General features: G+C 41.9%; 12 protein-coding genes. 5 read left to right on the top strand and 7 right to left on the bottom strand.

Features of this window, described 5'->3' with window-relative positions:
* Positions 1-43 precede the first annotated feature (43 nt).
* From folK to sfsA, 4 genes are all read right to left on the bottom strand, one after another.
* On the bottom strand, positions 44-535 hold the full coding sequence (gene folK, locus ACHB7C_RS08150) for a 2-amino-4-hydroxy-6-hydroxymethyldihydropteridine diphosphokinase (RefSeq protein ID WP_042848194.1): 492 nt from the start codon (positions 533-535) through the stop codon (positions 44-46).
* Between the two features lie 20 nt (positions 536-555).
* Positions 556-1,899: a polynucleotide adenylyltransferase PcnB gene (gene pcnB / locus ACHB7C_RS08145; protein ID WP_206074972.1), complete on the bottom strand. Its 1,344-nt coding sequence runs from the start codon at positions 1,897-1,899 to the stop codon at positions 556-558.
* 742 nt (positions 1,900-2,641) lie between these two features.
* Complete coding sequence (gene dksA / locus ACHB7C_RS08140; RefSeq protein WP_042848193.1) at positions 2,642-3,097, bottom strand: RNA polymerase-binding protein DksA; 456 nt, start codon at positions 3,095-3,097, stop codon at positions 2,642-2,644.
* Between the two features lie 195 nt (positions 3,098-3,292).
* Positions 3,293-4,003, bottom strand: coding sequence for a DNA/RNA nuclease SfsA (gene sfsA, locus ACHB7C_RS08135; RefSeq protein WP_166686053.1), 711 nt, complete (start codon positions 4,001-4,003; stop codon positions 3,293-3,295).
* A 95-nt stretch (positions 4,004-4,098) separates the two neighbouring features.
* On the opposite strand from sfsA, the gene hrpB reads away from it, so the two are divergent.
* Both hrpB and mrcB read left to right on the top strand, forming a co-directional pair.
* Positions 4,099-6,579 carry an ATP-dependent helicase HrpB gene (hrpB, locus tag ACHB7C_RS08130; RefSeq protein WP_166696570.1) on the top strand — a complete coding sequence of 827 codons (2,481 nt, stop codon included), beginning with the start codon at positions 4,099-4,101 and terminating at the stop codon, positions 6,577-6,579.
* A gap of 188 nt (positions 6,580-6,767) precedes the next feature.
* On the top strand, positions 6,768-9,290 hold the full coding sequence (gene mrcB / locus ACHB7C_RS08125) for a bifunctional glycosyl transferase/transpeptidase (protein ID WP_395346967.1): 2,523 nt from the start codon (positions 6,768-6,770) through the stop codon (positions 9,288-9,290).
* A gap of 858 nt (positions 9,291-10,148) precedes the next feature.
* On the opposite strand, the gene hemL is transcribed toward mrcB, so the two are convergent.
* On the bottom strand, positions 10,149-11,438 hold the full coding sequence (hemL, locus tag ACHB7C_RS08120) for a glutamate-1-semialdehyde 2,1-aminomutase (protein ID WP_042848260.1): 1,290 nt from the start codon (positions 11,436-11,438) through the stop codon (positions 10,149-10,151).
* A 212-nt stretch (positions 11,439-11,650) separates the two neighbouring features.
* Here hemL and erpA point away from each other — a divergent pair, with 212 nt between their 5' ends.
* A complete protein-coding gene (erpA, locus tag ACHB7C_RS08115; protein WP_042848258.1) occupies positions 11,651-11,995 on the top strand; it encodes an iron-sulfur cluster insertion protein ErpA in 345 nt (114 codons plus the stop codon).
* A 685-nt stretch (positions 11,996-12,680) separates the two neighbouring features.
* On the opposite strand, the gene btuF is transcribed toward erpA, so the two are convergent.
* Together btuF and mtnN are read right to left on the bottom strand one after the other, a co-directional pair.
* The gene (btuF, locus tag ACHB7C_RS08110; protein WP_166685758.1) at positions 12,681-13,511 is read right to left on the bottom strand and encodes a vitamin B12 ABC transporter substrate-binding protein BtuF; all 831 of its coding nucleotides are present in this window, start codon (positions 13,509-13,511) and stop codon (positions 12,681-12,683) included.
* Positions 13,512-13,582: 71 nt separating this feature from the next.
* Complete coding sequence (gene mtnN, locus ACHB7C_RS08105) at positions 13,583-14,275, bottom strand: 5'-methylthioadenosine/S-adenosylhomocysteine nucleosidase (RefSeq protein ID WP_048608086.1); 693 nt, start codon at positions 14,273-14,275, stop codon at positions 13,583-13,585.
* A gap of 244 nt (positions 14,276-14,519) precedes the next feature.
* Between mtnN and dgt the strand changes: the two genes are divergently transcribed.
* Positions 14,520-16,046 (top strand): dGTPase, encoded by a 1,527-nt coding sequence (dgt, locus tag ACHB7C_RS08100; protein ID WP_042848185.1) that lies wholly within the window; start codon positions 14,520-14,522, stop codon positions 16,044-16,046.
* A 173-nt stretch (positions 16,047-16,219) separates the two neighbouring features.
* Positions 16,220-17,551 (top strand): 23S rRNA (uracil(1939)-C(5))-methyltransferase RlmD, encoded by a 1,332-nt coding sequence (gene rlmD, locus ACHB7C_RS08095; RefSeq protein WP_166685760.1) that lies wholly within the window; start codon positions 16,220-16,222, stop codon positions 17,549-17,551.

Here is a 17,551-nt window from a genome sequence, read left to right as displayed (position 1 = left end):
AAATGATCTCCTTGCGACCATACCTCATAAGAGGTTGCACACTTTAAGGGGTAATGTCCCAAAGCGTCAGGCCATTGCGAGGAACTTGTGTGAGTCTTTCCAAAAGCGTTTCGCCATCAGGAAAAACTAGGGTGGGGGCAATTTCACTGAGCGGATACAACATAAATTCCCGCTCTTTTAGCCCGTAATGTGGAATGGTTAACCGGGGGGTATGGATAACTCGGTTACCAAAAAGCATGATATCAAGGTCAAGAGTGCGAGGACCCCAACGTTCTTCTTTACGCACTCGTCCAAGATCTAATTCGATTTTTTGTGTGTGATCAAGTAGCTCTTCGGGCTCGAGATCTGTTTCTAGTAATACAGCCAGATTGAGAAAATCTGGCTGATCCTGTGGCCCTAAAGGCTTAGTTCGATAAATAGAAGAGATTGAAACGACACGACTGTTAGGGATCGCATCTAATGCTGCAATAGCTTGCTGAGCCTGTTGTAGTGGCTTACCAAGGTTACTTCCTACAGCAATATAGACTTGTTCCATGGTACTCTCTCTATGTATTACTATGACTTATTAGGCTTGCGAGCCCCAGCGTTTGATGAGCGTTGTGGGCGGTGACGCCGACGCGTTGGCATATTGCCTAATTCGGAAATCATCTCACGCTGCTTGCTATTATTAGCTTGTTGGAAATCCGCCCACCACAATGTTAATTCTTGTAGTTCATTCCGGTTTTCGACATTGGCTCTTAGTTCTAATAAATCAAACGCAGCACGGAATTTAGGGTGCTCCATTAGTTTATTTGCACGGCGGCCTTGACGACGAGGTAATCGAAGTTGTAATAACCAAATATCACGCATTGTGGTTGTGATACGTTTCGGTATTGCAATCGACCGACATTGTTCGTCTAAAATGTCATTCATGGCCAGCGCAAAGGCATCATAATAAGCCAATCCGCCCTCCTGAGTAAGCTTTTCAGCATGCTCGGTTACGGGGTACCATAACATAACCGCAAATAAAAAAGCAGGGTTAACGCGTTTATCATTTTTAAGCCTGAAATCGGTATTTTTCAGGACTTGCTCAATGATTTTTTCCATTGGTGAGTCACCGTTTTCAGTGAAACGGCTAGCAACAACAGGGAATAGCTGCTCAAATAAACCATATTTTTTGAGCATCATATAAGTGGTATAACCTTGCCCAGCTTGTAGCAACTTAAGTGATTCTTCAAACAGCCTTGCCGACGGTATCTCTTTTAATAAATGAGCGAGTGAATAAATAGGATCTGCGGTTTTTGGCTCGATACTCATATTGAGTTTGCATGCGAAGCGTACCGCTCTTAGCATCCTAACTGGGTCTTCACGGTAACGGGTTTCAGGGTCGCCAATTAAGCGAATAACCCCATCCTTTAAGTCTTTTAACCCATTAACGTAGTCACGTACGGAGAAATCATCAATATTGTAATAGAGACTATTCACTGTGAAGTCACGACGAATCGCATCTTCTTCAATAGAGCCGAAGATATTATCACGCAGCAACATGCCGTTTTGTGCTTGAGAAGACAGGTTTTTATCTTCTGAAGCATTTTGGTCATGATTCCCCCGGAACGTTGCCACCTCAATAATTTCAGGACCGAACATGATATGAGCCAAACGGAATCGGCGGCCGACTAGGCGACAATTACGAAATAGCTTACGAATTTGTTCCGGTGTTGCATTGGTGGTGATATCGAAGTCTTTAGGTTTTTGACCTAAAAGTAAATCGCGAACCCCTCCGCCGACTAAATAGGCTTCAAAGCCACTTTTATTTAATCGATAGAGGACTTTTAGAGCATTATCACTAATATCACTACGGGAAATAGAGTGCTCCGCACGGGGAATAACAGTAATGTTTTCGTCGTTAACGGTTGTCATTATGGTGTGTTTCTCAGGCGTAGGGTCGGCACGTTGAGATTGACGAACCGTTTTTTTAATAGGCGCTGTTTTATGAGTTTGCTTAGTGTTCTGTTCTTTTGATGCAGTTTGCGCATCAGCAGAATGAGTGACTGGCCTTTTACCGGCTGCCTGAGTATCTCGTAAAATGTCACGATGCTGTGATGCATCTTCATCTGATGCATTTGTATTGCGAGATAAAATATTACGGCAGAAATTTGCTACACGGTTAAAAATAGTACACCTCGATGTGATTACCAATATTCATTAAACAAAATAAGCGGCTAATCATAGCTCACAGAAGTTTCTTTGAGAATGGTTAAACGCATAAAAGTCATGTCTAATCATTAATTTTACCAATAAAATTAACTCAAAAAATAGCATAATTTATTTTTGCTTTCGTAAGATATGACCTGCAATGCCTTATTTTAAGCTATTTTAGGGCGTTAGGTTATTTGTTTTTTTTAATCATTGGCCAAAAAAATGGCTAATTTTAAGCCCTCTAAAATTTTAGGTGTAATGGATGAGTATTATTTAGTATTAATGATAATACTAAATTTAGATAAAACAGCAAGATAGCTTAAAAATACCATAAAAATGCAGGGGGTAACCAATATAAACCATGACTAACGGGGAGGAGAATGCTGGGAGAGCAAGTTTTCACGGTGACAAAACCTTATAACGGCGCACGTAATATGCGCCGTTTAGGACTCCATCTGAGCTATTAGCCTGCCATTTGCTTTTCGCGAATTTCAGCTAATGTTTTACAGTCGATACATAAATCAGCAGTAGGACGGGCTTCCAAACGGCGGATACCAATTTCTACGCCACATGATTCACAAAAGCCAAAGTCATCATCTTCAACTTTTTTCAGGGTTTTTTCTATTTTCTTGATCAGTTTACGCTCACGATCCCGGTTACGTAATTCAAGGCTGAACTCCTCTTCCTGAGCGGCTCTATCAACGGGGTCTGGAAAGTTAGCTGCCTCATCTTGCATATGAGTAACAGTCCGGTCCACTTCATCTCTGAGTTGATTGCGCCATGCTTCGAGAATGAGCTTAAAATGCGCCAACTGGGCCTCGTTCATGTACTCTTCGCCAGCTTTTTCATGATAGGGTTCAACCCCAGCAATGGCGAGAATGCTTAAGGACGATGTCTTACGTTTTTGCCCTTCTTGCATAATGCTTCTCCTACACACGCAAATTTTACAAAAACCCCAAAGGGGAAAAATTAAGGTCGCTATAAATAGCAGAAGAGAGCTCTCTTGGCAATCGTTCCTGCAATGAGTTTTGTAATGCTGTGAGGGCGAGCGTGTTTATTCCCTTTCTAGCGCCCAGAACTCAGCGGCCTCGTATAAAAATTGGTTAAAAAAACTTTATTTAATAGAGTTAAAGCGAATCTGCTTCCCTAACGCCATTTGTTGAACAGTTATATCAGCTTGATAACAAAGTACTTCAACACCACTTTGCCGCGCTTCCTCTAATAACTGCGCATATTTTTTATCAATATGTGCAGCCGCAGATGCTACGTGAATACCTGTGTGTAAAGCAACAAACAATAGTATGGCTCTTTTTCCTTCTTTAGCAATCTGTGATAGCTCGCGTAAATGTTTTTGCCCTCTTAGCGTGACGGCATCAGGGAAAAAACCGTGGCCATTTTCAAGTAAAGTTACTGATTTAACTTCAATAAAGCAATCTGGTAATTCACTGTCTGAGAGAAAAAAGTCAATTCGGCTATTTTCTGAACCATATTTCATTTCTGGCTTTATTACACTGTACTCGGATAATTCTGGAATGTGTTTTTCGGCTAAAGCTTGAGCAACTAATTGGTTCGCACGCAGCGTATTAATACAAATAAAATCGCCATTAGCTGTTTGGGTAAGTTCCCAGCTGTAGGGATATTTACGTTTTGGGTTATCAGATGTGGAATACCAAATAGTATCACCCGGTGTCGCACAGCCAGTCATTGCGCCGGTGTTAGCACAATGAATAGTGATTTCTTCACCATTAGGCAGGGTGACATCAGCCAAAAAGCGTTTATAGCGCTTAATTAGCGTGGCCGATTTTAAACAAGGATTAAACTCCATATATTCTCCGCTGTCATACGAGGTGAGTTGTCAATACACTGATTTTAATATGATTGAAAGTGGCTAATGCTACAATGTCTGATAGTAAAAGTTAAATGCATGGAGTGATAACCAAAGTGTTCCCCATATTAGACGTCAGAGAATCACTAATTACCGCATTAAAATCATCCCCTCAAGTGCTATTACATGCACCGACGGGAGCCGGTAAATCCACCGTTTTGCCATTAGAAATCTTAAAAAGCGGGGTGGTTAATGGGCGGATTATTATGTTGGAACCTAGGCGTCTTGCGGCTAGAGCAGTTGCCGCGCGTTTAGCGGAGCAACTTGGGGAAGAAATTGGCCATACCATTGGTTTACGTATGCGTTCAGAAACTAAAGTTAGTCGTGATACTCAGTTAGAAATCGTAACGGAAGGCGTCTTAACACGGTTATTACAAAATGACCCTATGCTTGAAGGGGTTGGGTTGGTGATTTTAGATGAATTTCATGAACGCAACTTACAAGCAGACCTTGGCCTTGCATTATTACTTGATTCACAACAAGCTCTACGGGATGACCTGCGGGTGTTATTGATGTCTGCTACCCTTGATAACCAAGGGCTCTCCCAGTTGTTCCCTAATGCTCCAGTGATCACTTCACAAGGACGCAGTTTCCCCGTTATTCGTGAATATCATCCCATAAATCCTAATAAATTATTTCATAAAGAAGTCGCGGCAGCAGCATGGCTGTTTTTGCAGCAAGAGAAAGGGTCACTATTATTATTTCTCCCGGGCGTGGGAGAAATAGAAAAAGTAAGAGCTGAATTAGCTTCGATAGTGAGTGAGGACATACTTTTGTGTCCTTTATATGGAGCTTTATCTCTTAAAGCACAGCAGCAAGCAATCCAAATAGCTCCTGAAGGGAAACGTAAAGTTGTGCTAGCGACTAATATTGCGGAGACCAGCTTAACTATAGAAGGTATTCGCTTAGTGATGGATAGCGGCCTGGAGCGAGTAGGGCAGTTTAACCCTCGTTCAGGGATAACAAAATTAGTTAAGCAACGCATTAGCCAAGCATCAATGACACAGCGGGCTGGGCGAGCGGGGCGCTTAGAAGCTGGGGTATGTTGGCATCTATTTAGTGAAGAGCAAGCGGAGCGTGCGGCTCAATTTAGTGAAGCACAAATCAACCAAAGTGACCTCAGTGGGCTATGGCTTTCTTTACTACAGTGGGGCTGCCATGATGTGACACAATTATCATGGCTCACCTTACCCCCAGCCCCCGCGATTGGGGCGGCAAAAAATCTACTTGCTAAACTTGGCGCGATTGATGCACAAGGGAAACTGTCTATCATGGGACAGAAGATGGCAGAACTAGGTAGCTCAGTACGTACTGCCGCGATATTGTATAAAGCACAAGTCGCTAAAGATGAGTCAGTTTTGCAATTAGCCGCATTATTAGTGGCTATTATTGAAGAGCCGCCAAGAGGTGGTGAGTGCGACTTACGTTATTACTTAGACCGGCCAAGCGAAAGCTGGTGCCGGCGTGCGACCATTTTAAGTGGACGAAAAGTTAACGCGAGTATAGGGCAGCAAACCGCACTGATAAGTAAGTGGTTACCAACATTATTAGCAGCCGGTTTTCCCGACCAAATAGCAAAAACGAGGGACAATCAATTGCGTTATCAGTTATCCAGTGGGCTTGGAGCATCGCTACACGAAACGGATAGGCTATTGGGAACTTCTTGGTTAATCGTGCCATTGTTGTGGCAACCAGAAAATAGCGCAGATGCACGAGTGGCACTTGCGTACCCCATTGATATACAAGAATTGCAAAAAGATTGTACTGAACTATTTAATGAGCAAGAAACCGTTGAATGGGATGAGCAAAAAGGGACATTGCTAGCATGGAAGCGCTTGCAGTGCGGCCAGTTAGTGGTGAAATCAGAACGCATGAGTAACCCAGATAAAGCTGATATCAGTAAAGCGTTGGTTTATTGGCTAAAACAAAATGGGCTGCAACAATTGAATTGGCAAGAGGATGCGTTGCAACTGTGTATTCGTTGTACGTTAGCACAGCAATATTTCCCTGAGTTTGAATTACCATCCTTTGATGAAAGTACATTGTTATCAACATTAGATGAATGGCTTGAGCCTTATCTTATTGAGGTAACCAATAAACAAAAGTTGCAGCAAATTAATTTAGCAGAATTGCTAATAAACCGGTTAGATTGGCAACAACAGCAGTGGCTAGCGAACATGTTCCCTACAACTTACCGCGCACCTTCTTCACATGATGTGAGTATTCACTATGCATTGGATAAGCCGCCTGTCATAGAAATTCGTATGCAAGAAATGTATGGTGAGAAAACGAATCCAACTGTTGCGCAAGGGAAAATCACGTTAACGGTTTGTTTGCTTTCCCCTGCGATGCGCCCATTACAAATTACACAAGATCTCGGCGCATTTTGGCATGGAAGCTACAAAGAAATACAAAAAGAAATGAAAGGTCGCTACCCAAAACATTTATGGCCCGATGACCCAGCAAATACAGCACCAACGCGGCAAACAAAAAAAGCGATGATGGGTGCGAAATAAACTATTTTTATGCTCTAATAGCAGGTTCATAAAAATGGCTTATCCCTGCTTAATGTGAGTAAGGAAATGTAATTAAGAGCTTTCTTTGGTGAAATCTCTAAGGTTATGAGCCAAAATTAACCACTAAGCTATTCAAATAGTGAATGATTATGTTGTTAAGTTATTTTGTAAGGTGATATGGAGCGACCATGTCAGGTAAAGATTTTGAACCAATAGGCAGACGCAACAAAAAATCTGCTGGGAAAAAACAATCTTCATCCCGCCGTCGCAGAGACCGCGATGATTATGACGATGAAGATTTATTCGAAAATGATGATATTGACCAACAATATCTCGATGATGAAGACGAAGAAGAGCAAATGGCTAAAAAAGGCTCGAAAAATAACAAACCACGTAAAGTGAAAAGCAAATGGCGTTGGTTCTGGCTGTTAGTCAAACTAATGATTGTGTTTGCTGTTTTATTAGCAGCATACGGTTTTTATTTAAATCAACAAATTAAAGAACGTCTCGATGGCAAGGTGTGGGATTTACCTGCGGCAGTATATGGCAGGATGGTTAACCTTGAACCGGGAATGGACTATAGCCAAGCTGAAATGGTTCGCCTGCTCGAAGGTATGCAATACCGAAAAGTGAGTAAAATCACCACCTCCGGCGAATTTGTGGTTCGCGGTAATAGCATTGAAATTTTACGCCGTCCTTTTAATTTCCCTGATCAAAAAGAAGGGCAAATATTAGCGCGTATGGTGTTTGAAAATAATGGGTTAAGTAAAATTGAAAATATGGAAAATGGCCGTTCATTTGGCTTTTTCCGATTAGACCCTAAACTGATCACGATGATGCAATCGGCGAATAATGAACAACGTTTAGTATTGCCATTGTCTGATTTCCCCGAATCGTTGGTCAAAATTTTACTGGAAACCGAAGATCGCAACTTCTATGAGCACGATGGGGTCAGTTTATACTCTATTGGCCGTGCTGTTGTTGCCAACTTAACGGCTGGGCGTTCGGTTCAGGGGGGCAGTACCCTGACGCAGCAGTTAGTAAAAAACTTATTTTTAACTAATGAACGCACATTAAAACGTAAAGCCAATGAAGCTTACATGGCTATTTTGCTGGATTATAACTACAGCAAAGAACGTATTTTAGAGCTGTATCTAAACGAAGTGTTCTTAGGCCAAAATGGTAATGATGAAATTCGTGGCTTCCCGCTAGCAAGTTTGTATTATTTCGGTCGCCCAATTAATGAGTTAAGTTTTGACCAGCAGGCACTGTTAGTGGGTATGGTACAAGGGGCATCAACTTATAACCCATGGACTAAGCCACAAAATGCAATTAAACGCCGTAACATTGTGTTGAAAATCTTGGAAACACGCGGCGTAATCGACCAAGAAATGTACCAAGTGCTCAGTGCAAGGCCTCTTGGCGTGAAAAATAAAGAAGGGTTGGTGGCTTCTCAGCCTGCCTTTATGCAAATGGTACGTTTAGAGTTAAATCAAAAACTGGGTGATCAAGTTAAAGAGTTATCCGGTGCAAAAATCTTTACAACCTTAGACCCTGTCGCTCAAACGGCTGCGGAAAATGCGGTGGAAAATGGAGTCGCTGATTTACGTAAGGCTCGTAAGTTAGACGATATCGAAGGCGCAATGGTGGTCGTTGACCGTATTAATGGTGAAGTTCGTGCCATGGTTGGTGGCTCTCAACCTCAGTTTTCTGGCTTCAATCGAGCATTGAATGCACGCCGTAGTATTGGTTCGTTAGCGAAACCTCCTGTTTACCTTGCTGCACTGAGTGAGCCTGATCGCTATCGTTTAAATACATGGTTAAAAGATGAACCACTCACTGTTAAGGTGGGTAATCAAAATTGGAGCCCAAGGAATTATAGCCGTAATTTTAATGGCCGTATGATGTTAGTCGATGCACTTGCTCGCTCACAGAATATCCCAACAGTAAACTTAGGGTTGGAAGTTGGTCTAGATCAGGTATTTAATACCTTTGTACGTCTAGGAGCGCCAGCTGCAGCAATGGAAAAAGTGCCTGCGATGCTACTAGGGGCGGTAAATTTGACACCAGCTGAAGTCGCACAAGTTTATCAAACCATTGGCGGCGGCGGTAATCGTGCTAAATTATCTGCGCTGCGTTCAGTGATTGATGGTGATGGTAAAGAGATTTATCAAAGCTATCCATCTGCAGAGCGTGCTGTACCTTCACAAGCTGCCTACTTAGCGTTATACGGTATGCAACAAGTGGTTAAGCAAGGGACTGGCCGTGTATTATTGTCTAAATATGGCAAATATAACTTAGCAGGTAAAACAGGGACAACTAACGATTTGCGTGATAGCTGGTATGCCGGCATTGACGGTAAGGAAGTCGCGATTGTATGGGTAGGTCGTGATAACAATGGTCCTACGCAATTAACTGGTGCAACAGGAGCACTGAAGGTATATCAACGTTACCTTGATAATCAAACACCTTTGGCATTAATCAATCGTGCCCCAGAAGGGGTTGTAGATATGCAAGTGACTGCCGATGGGCAATTAAGCTGTTCAAATTTTGGTGGGGGTAGAATGCTACCAATCTGGACGGATAACCCCGAAGCTTTATGCCAAGCATCAGAAAACCAAGACCCAGTTTGGAACCTAAATGGCAATAACGATGAGCCACAAAATGATGCACCGGATTGGGTTAAGGATATGTTTGGCAATAATCCCTAAATTCTCGTCATACTTCAACCTGTAGCATTGTTGGTTGCACTCGCTAGACCTAGTCACATACTATTGTATGCTCCTAGGTTCTAGCTCACTTACCGCCTAGCTACAGGCTGAATTATTTAGAGAATTGCCGCGTAACGTTTCACTTTTTAGCGTTGTTGGCTGTATTCACTAGATTTAGCCCCACACGGTTGTATACCTTAAGTTCTAGCTCACTAACCATCTAGCTACAGGCTGAATTATTGAGAGAATTACCGCGTAACGTTTCACTTTTTAGCGTTGTTGGTTGTACTCGCTAGACCTAGTCACATACTATTGTATGCTCCTAGGTTCTAGCTCACTTACCGCCTAGCTACAGGCTGAATTATTTAGAGAATTGCCGCGTAAAGTTTCACTTTTTAGCGTTGTTGGTTGCACTCGCTAGACCTAGTCACATACTATTGTATGCTCCTAGGTTCTAGCTCACTTACCGCCTAGCTACAGGCTGAATTATTTAGAGAATTACCGCGTAACGTTTCACTTTTTAGCGTTGTTGGTTGCACTCGCTAGACCTAGTCACATACTATTGTATGCTCCTAGGTTCTAGCTCACTTACCGCCTAGCTACAGGCTGAATTATTGAGAGAATTACCGCGTAACGTTTCACTTTTTAGCGTTGTTGGCTGTATTCACTAGATTTAGCCCCACACGGTTGTATACCTTAAGTTCTAGCTCACTAATCATCTAGCGACGGGCTGAATTATTGAGAGAATTACTAAGTACAGTTTGAGTTATTGCATGAGGATATAGTTATCTATCGTTAACTATAAGAAGAATAGAGGTGAAAGTGGAGATAGCTTCACCTCTATAATGTTAGTGTAAATTAATTGTTTTTAATTTTCATCAGTGCAGTTTCGGCGGCTTTGATCGTTTTTTCAATGTCTTCATCACTGTGAGCGATAGACATAAAACCAGCTTCAAAAGCCGAAGGTGCAAGGTAAATGCCTTGTTCTAACATATAATGGAAGAATTTCTTAAACCGTTCTACATCGCACTTCATCACGTCTTGGTAGCAAGTTACAGTCGGTGCATCAGTAAAGAAAACCCCAAACATACCGCCCACATGGTTGATTACCATCGGGATACCTTGTTCTTGGGATACGCGTTTTAAACCACGGGCTAATTTTTCTGTTAGCTCATTTAAACGTGAGTGGACGCCTGGCTGAGCGACTTCTTTTAAGCAAGCGAGACCCGCTGCCATCGCGACAGGGTTACCCGATAATGTACCAGCTTGGTAAACAGGGCCAATTGGCGCGAGTTTTTCCATGATCTCAAGTCGGCCACCAAACGCGCCAACAGGCATACCGCCACCGATAATTTTACCTAAACAAGTTAAGTCAGGTTGAACATCGTAATAGTCTTGTGCGCCGCCCAGAGCTACGCGAAAGCCTGTCATGACTTCATCAATGATTAATACAGCATTGAATTCATCACAAAGCTCACGTAAACCCGGTAAAAACTCAGCTGTAGGAGGGACGCAGTTCATATTGCCAGCAACAGGTTCAACAATCACACAAGCAATATCTTCAGGGTAGTTTTCAAATGCTTGGCGAACTGAGGCAAGATCGTTATAAGTACAGGTTAAGGTGTGTTTAACAAAATCTTCAGGGACTCCTGGAGAATTCGGCTCCCCCATAGTGAGTGCCCCTGACCCTGCTTTTACTAATAGGCAGTCTGCATGGCCGTGGTAACAACCTTCAAATTTGATAATTTTATCACGTCCAGTGTAGCCCCGAGCAAGGCGGATAGCGCTCATGGTAGCTTCTGTTCCTGAATTCACCATACGTACCATATCCATAGAGGGCACTAGTTCACAGACGAGTTCAGCCATTTCAACTTCCGCTGCGGTTGGCGCTCCAAAACTTAAACCTTTATGCACAGCTTTAATTACTGCATCACGAATAACTGGGTGATTATGCCCTAAGACCATCGGCCCCCATGAGCCAACGTAATCCACATAGGCTTTGCCATCGACGTCATAAATATATGAACCGTCAGCCTTTTCTATAAACAAAGGGGTTCCGCCAACACCATTAAAGGCACGAACTGGTGAGTTTACACCACCAGGGATTTGTTCTTTTGCTAGTGCATAAAGTTTTTCAGATTGCGACATGGCAGGGCTCCAAAAAGAGGCTAAATAGAAATTTGCCTCCATTCTAAAGCACTGTCTCAATTAAACCAAATGTTGATCCTAAGATATGCACAATGTGTCTAATTGTGTAACAACACTTGAACGATTTAGTCAAGTGGCGGATAATTAGATTAATTGATCTGGGGCGGCTTTTGCTTCCCATGAATTTACCGGTTACCGGTTTGGAGCTAAAAATGAGTGATGATTCAGCTCTGCCCTTACAATTTACTGATGCGGCAGCAATAAAAGTTAAAGATCTAGTTTCTGACGAGGATAACCCAAATCTGCGTTTACGTGTTTATATTACCGGTGGCGGATGCAGTGGTTTCCAGTATGGTTTCACATTTGATGACCAAATCAATGAAGGTGATATGACCATTGAGAAGCAAGGTGTTGCTCTTGTGGTTGACCCAATGAGCTTACAATATTTAGTTGGCGGAAGTGTTGACTATACTGAAGGTTTAGAAGGCTCGCGCTTTATTGTGACGAACCCGAATGCTAAGTCTACTTGTGGGTGTGGGTCGTCCTTTAGCGTCTAATTTTCGTCATATTTCGAGCTGTGGCGGTGTTGGCTTCATTCAGCTACTCGGGTCACATACTTGTGTGTGCTCCCCGAGGTATCTTCATTTGCCGCCTTGCCAAATTTTCGTCATATTTCGAGCTGTGGCGGTGTTGGCTTCATTCAGCTACTCGGGTCACATACTTGAGTGTGCTCCCCGAGGTATCTTCATTTGCCGCCTTGCCAAATTTTCGTCATATTTCGAGCTGTGGCGGTGTTGGCTTCATTCAGCTACTCGGGTCACATACTTGTGTGCGCTCCCCGAGGTATCTTCATTTGCCGCCTTGCCAAATTTTCGTCATATTTCGAGCTGTGGCGGTGTTGGCTTCATTCAGCTACTCGGGTCACATACTTGTGTATGCTCCCCGAGATATCTTCATTTGCCGCCTTGCCACAACTCGAACTATTTAGAAAATTTCTGTAATCTGTAACCTGTAACCTGTAATCTGTAACCTGTAATCTGTAACCTGTAACCTGTAACCTGTAACCTGTAACCTGTAACCTGTAACTTGTAACCTGTAACCTGTAACCTGTAACCTGTAACCTGTAACCTGTAACCTGTAACCTGTAACCTGTAACCTGTAACCTGTAACCTGTAACCTGTAACCTGTAACCTATAACCTATAACCTATAACCTATAATTCTCGGATTTTAGTTCCTAATTATCAATTAGATAGTAAGTTTAGCTGTTCGCACAGTTGTTCGGTTGCATTCACAATCCTTGGGCCTGCTCGATGAAACCAATCTTCGTTTAACCGAATAACAGGGACATTGAGTTGGGGATGCCAAAATTCTTTCACTGCTTTTTCCTGTTCTGCTGAACCTGTCATGATAATCACATCTGGTTTGCGGGTGAGTACTTGCTCACGGCTGACTTGCGGCCATTGCACTGTACTATTAGCAAAAATATTTTCACCACCACAAAATTCCACAACATCATTTTGCAATGTCTGATTACCAGTACTAAATAAAGGCTGGATACCTAATTGAATAAACACACGTTTTGGTTTGTTGATTAAGGCTTTTTTATTTTGATAAGAGGCTAAGGTTGCCCGCATCATTTCAATATTGTGTTGTGCAATTTTGGGGTTAGGACTGTATTGTGCTAATTCAGTTACTGAATTAATCACTTCATCGATGCTTTGCGGGTCGAAATAAATAATAGGAATACCAAAAGATGCGAGTTGTTCGAGAGGGCGCTGTGGGTTTCCTCCTCGCCATGCAAGAATTAAATCCGGTTTAAGTGCGATAATACGCTCCACATTTAGCCCTTGCCAATCAGCAACTTGTTCTATTTTTTTTGCTTGTTCTGGATAGTCGGAGTAAGCACTAACTGCAACTAAATTATCACCTAATCCAGCCGCGTAGGCGAGTTCGGTGTTTGCTGGTGATAAACTAATAACCCGTTGTTTGGGGGTAGCTAGAGCAGAAAAAGTAACCAACAAGGTACATAACAAGGTAACTGTGAAGGAATAAAAATGAGGAATTCTTTTCATGACTATCATTTATCTTAGCTGCAATGAAAAAGCATAACGGAATGTTAGTTATGCTTTTTCATAGGAGAAAATTAAGCGAGTTTTGTTAAAATCGCGTTGATCATCAGTGAAGATTGGCGAGCAGCAATAGGTAAAAACTCATCAAAACTGGTATGAGACTCTTTATCGGCTACATCAGAAATGGCGCGAACGACAACAAATGGTACGCCAAACTGGTGGCAAACTTGCCCTATCGCAGTCGCTTCCATCTCAACTGCAGCAACTTGAGGGAACATGGCTTTGATACGAGCTAATGGTTCTGCTCCATTAATAAAAGCATCACCACTGCAGACTAAACCACGTACTGCATTCATATCCAATAAATTAATGCATTGTTCCGCAACGTTTATCAGGTTGCTATCCGCGACAAAAGCTGGTGGGCATTGTGCCATTTGGCCTGGCTCATAGCCAAACGCGGTGACGTCGGCATCGTGATAACGAACTTCAGTAGAGACAACAATATCACCAACATTTAAACGAGGATCTAACCCACCTGCGGACCCAGTGTTGATAACTACATCAGGTTGGCAATGTTCTAGTAATAATGTTGTACCGATTGCAGCCGCAACTTTACCAATACCTGATTTTAATAAAGCAACGTCAACACCATTAATTTTTCCGGTATAAATTTCACAGCCTGCGCGGCTGATCGTTTGGCAATTTTCAATTTGTGAGCGCAAAATAGCAACTTCTTGCTCCATTGCACCAATGACCCCAACTTTCATTTTGTCTCCTTCACCATATTCCCCTACTTAGTGTTTACAACACATTATTTAGGGAAAATAGAATTTTGTTGTGTTATTGCTTTGATCTTCGAGCGCTATCGCAACTAATATTGCAATATCTCATGTTTAAGCAATGAAATTACAAAGCTGTACGAAGTGTAGCATTGAAAGTTGAGGCGTGAAGTATTTTTCCTGCACTTTGGTTATATAATGACTAATAAATTTAGATAAGGGAGAGGAAAGAATGGGGGAGATTAACTTTCTTAAAAAGCTAAGCTTTCAGCGTAATTATACGAGTAGCGCAAAGAATCAAAAAGTTTCGGAAAAAGATGAAGACGCCGTTAATCGCTTATTTGAAAGTGATCGGGGGCGTATCATTAATTCTGCTGCCATTCGTCGCTTACAACAAAAAACACAAGTTTTTCCGTTAGAACAAAATTCTGCTGTACGTAGCCGATTGACTCACTCACTAGAGGTTCAGCAAGTGGGGCGTTACATTAGTAAAACCGTTTTGGGTGAATTAAAAAAGAGAAAGTTATTAGAAACCTATGGGTTAGATGAAAGGTGTGACGCCTTTGAAAGCCTCGTTGAAATGGCTTGCTTAATGCATGATATCGGCAACCCACCTTTTGGTCATTTTGGTGAAGCTGCAATACAGCGTTGGTTCAGTAAATTATTGGCTCCCGGCTATCTTTATACACCAGACTCTCCTGATCCATGCCAAATACACGCCTTACAATTGACAGGTAATGAAAAGCAAGACCTTTTTCGTCGTCAATTGAAGCACGATTTGTGTTCATTTGAAGGCAATGCTCAAGGGTTGCGTATGGCTCATCGGTTGCTCAAATTAAATTTGACCTACGCACAGATTGGTTCAATTTTGAAATATACTCGCGGGGCTTATGATTTAGCTCCGATCCCTGCAGAATTTGACTATTTAATGAAAAAACCGGGTTATTATTGGTCTGAATCAGATTTTGTCAGTGAATTGACAAAAAAACTCGATATGGAGAAATATTGTCGCTTCCCTCTCTCTTATATTATGGAAGCGGCTGATGATATTTCATATTGCATTGCTGATCTGGATGACGCTGCTGAAAAAGGTATTTTTACCGTCGAAAAATTAATCGATTATTTAAAGGCAGAATGGGGTCCTATTGAACCAAACGATTTGTTTGACCAAACCATTATGCGTGCTTATAACAATATTAGTGATAATCACACAAGGCGCATTCAACAAGATCAGTTTTTTATGTACTTACGCGTCAATATTACGAGTAAGTTATGCCATTACAGTGCTCAACAGTTTATAAAAAACTTACCTGAAATTTACCATGGTAATTTTAATAGCGCATTACTGGAAGATAAAAGCCCTGAGCATAGGTTATTGAAAGTATTAAAAACAGTGGCATTTAAGCATGTTTTTAACCACCATGAAGTTGAGGAACTAGAACTTCAAGGGTATCGCATTATTAGTGGGTTACTCGATTTCTATAGCCCATTATTAATGATGAGCAGAACAGATTTTGCGGAACTAGTGGACAAAAACTATCATAAGCATTTTTTTATTGAAACTCGTTTATTCCATAAGTTATCTAATAAGCACCGCTTATCTTATACTGAAGCGCTTGAAAAAATTTCTGCGACCAATGAGTCTGACCGCTCAATCCTCGAGTTTTATTACCGGGCACGTTTAATACAAGACTATATTAGTGGGATGACAGATCACTATGCCTATGAAGAATATAGAAAATTTATGGTCAGCAACTAACATTATATTGATGTTATGTAATAAATTCGCAAAGTATTCAATAAAATGATAGGAAAAACAGGTATACTAAGGGGACAGGTTTTTCCTTATTAATAGGCGGAAAAAGCAACGTGTTGAAACGGGAAAAACGGCAATCATTATTTTTATAACTTAATACTCCGTAGTGACTACTTATGGCTCAATTTTACTCTCCGAACCGCCGTACTACTTCACGCCGTCAAATAACGGTTATTGCTGAAAGCCTTGATGCTGCTGGGCAAGGTGTCGCTCGTGTCGATGGCAAAACGATTTTTGTGGCAGGCTTATTGCCTAATGAAGAAGCTCAGATTGAATTAACAGAAGATAAACGTCATTTTGCAAAAGCGAAGGTTATTAGGCGGTTGAGTACCAATCCACAAAGGGTTAAGCCACGCTGCGGTTACTTTGAACAATGCGGTGGTTGCCAACAACAGCATGTTGATATTGAACTACAAAGGGAGAGTAAAGCCCTTGCTTTACAGTATGTAATGTTACGCGAAACGGGGGTAGATAAACCAGCAACCCCGGTTATCAGCGGTGAGTCATATGGCTACCGTCGACGAGCACGCTTGGGTTTGCAATACCATTCTAAAAGCCATCGGTTAGTCATGGGCTTTCGAAAAACTCAATCGAATACTTTGGTTGATATAAAACATTGTCCTGTTTTATCACCCGATCTAGACATATTGCTTGAGCCGCTTTCACAATGCCTCAACCAACTCAGTATTGCCGCGAAACTGGGGCATGTTGAATTAATTTATGCGGATAACTGCAAAGTTGTATTGATCCGGCATTTGGCTCCTTTGCTATCTTCAGATAAACAAAAACTCATTGATTTTGAAAATCAGCACGGAGTGTCTATCTGGTTAGCAGGTAATGATGAAAACTTACATACGCTGACTGAGGCTTCCCCATTACCTGAATATCAAGTCGCAGGGGAAAGGTTGAGATTTAATCCGTCAAACTTTATTCAAGTTAATGCGCAAGTTAACCAACAAATGGTCGAGCAGGCGTTAGCATGGTTGGATATCAACAGTGAAGACAGGGTATTAGACCTGTTTTGTGGAATGGGTAATTTTACACTGCCTATTGCTCGGCTAGCGAAATCTGTCGTTGGGGTTGAAGGTGTTGAAAATTTAGTCGAACAAGCACGAAACAACGCTCAGCTCAATACTATTTATAATGTAGCATTCTATAATGAGAACTTAGAAGCACAAATTCATACACAGCCATGGGCAGCTCAAGGGTTTAATAAAGTGTTATTAGACCCTGCAAGGGCCGGAGCTGCTGGTGTAATGGAACATTTAATTAAACTGATGCCAGAAAAAATTGTCTATGTTTCATGTAACCCTACAACATTAGCTAGGGACAGCAAGGTTTTGCTTGGTGGGGGTTATCAATTATTACATTTGCGGATGTTGGATATGTTTCCGCACACTAGCCATTTAGAATCAATGGCGTTATTTATCCGTCGCCCAGAGGTTTAA

The sequence above is a fragment of the Providencia sp. 2024EL-00732 genome (genome assembly GCF_044006275.1).
Classification (GTDB): Bacteria; Pseudomonadota; Gammaproteobacteria; order Enterobacterales; family Enterobacteriaceae; genus Providencia; species Providencia huashanensis.
The sequence above is the reverse complement of the archived record's forward strand: the minus strand, read 5'-3'. Positions and strand labels throughout refer to the sequence as shown.

Bases quoted from the DNA above. Each gene is read 5' to 3' on its own strand.
- rlmD (WP_166685760.1), top strand. From the start codon at position 16,220: ATGGCTCAATTTTACTCTCCGAACCGCCGTACTACTTCACGCCGTCAA.
- hrpB (WP_166696570.1), top strand. From the start codon at position 4,099: ATGCATGGAGTGATAACCAAAGTGTTCCCCATATTAGACGTCAGAGAA.
- dgt (WP_042848185.1), top strand. From the start codon at position 14,520: ATGGGGGAGATTAACTTTCTTAAAAAGCTAAGCTTTCAGCGTAATTAT.
- mrcB (WP_395346967.1), top strand. From the start codon at position 6,768: ATGTCAGGTAAAGATTTTGAACCAATAGGCAGACGCAACAAAAAATCT.
- sfsA (WP_166686053.1), bottom strand. From the start codon at position 4,003: ATGGAGTTTAATCCTTGTTTAAAATCGGCCACGCTAATTAAGCGCTAT.
- pcnB (WP_206074972.1), bottom strand. From the start codon at position 1,899: ATGACAACCGTTAACGACGAAAACATTACTGTTATTCCCCGTGCGGAG.
- hemL (WP_042848260.1), bottom strand. From the start codon at position 11,438: ATGTCGCAATCTGAAAAACTTTATGCACTAGCAAAAGAACAAATCCCT.
- folK (WP_042848194.1), bottom strand. From the start codon at position 535: ATGGAACAAGTCTATATTGCTGTAGGAAGTAACCTTGGTAAGCCACTA.
- dksA (WP_042848193.1), bottom strand. From the start codon at position 3,097: ATGCAAGAAGGGCAAAAACGTAAGACATCGTCCTTAAGCATTCTCGCC.
- btuF (WP_166685758.1), bottom strand. From the start codon at position 13,511: ATGAAAAGAATTCCTCATTTTTATTCCTTCACAGTTACCTTGTTATGT.
- mtnN (WP_048608086.1), bottom strand. From the start codon at position 14,275: ATGAAAGTTGGGGTCATTGGTGCAATGGAGCAAGAAGTTGCTATTTTG.
- erpA (WP_042848258.1), top strand. From the start codon at position 11,651: ATGAGTGATGATTCAGCTCTGCCCTTACAATTTACTGATGCGGCAGCA.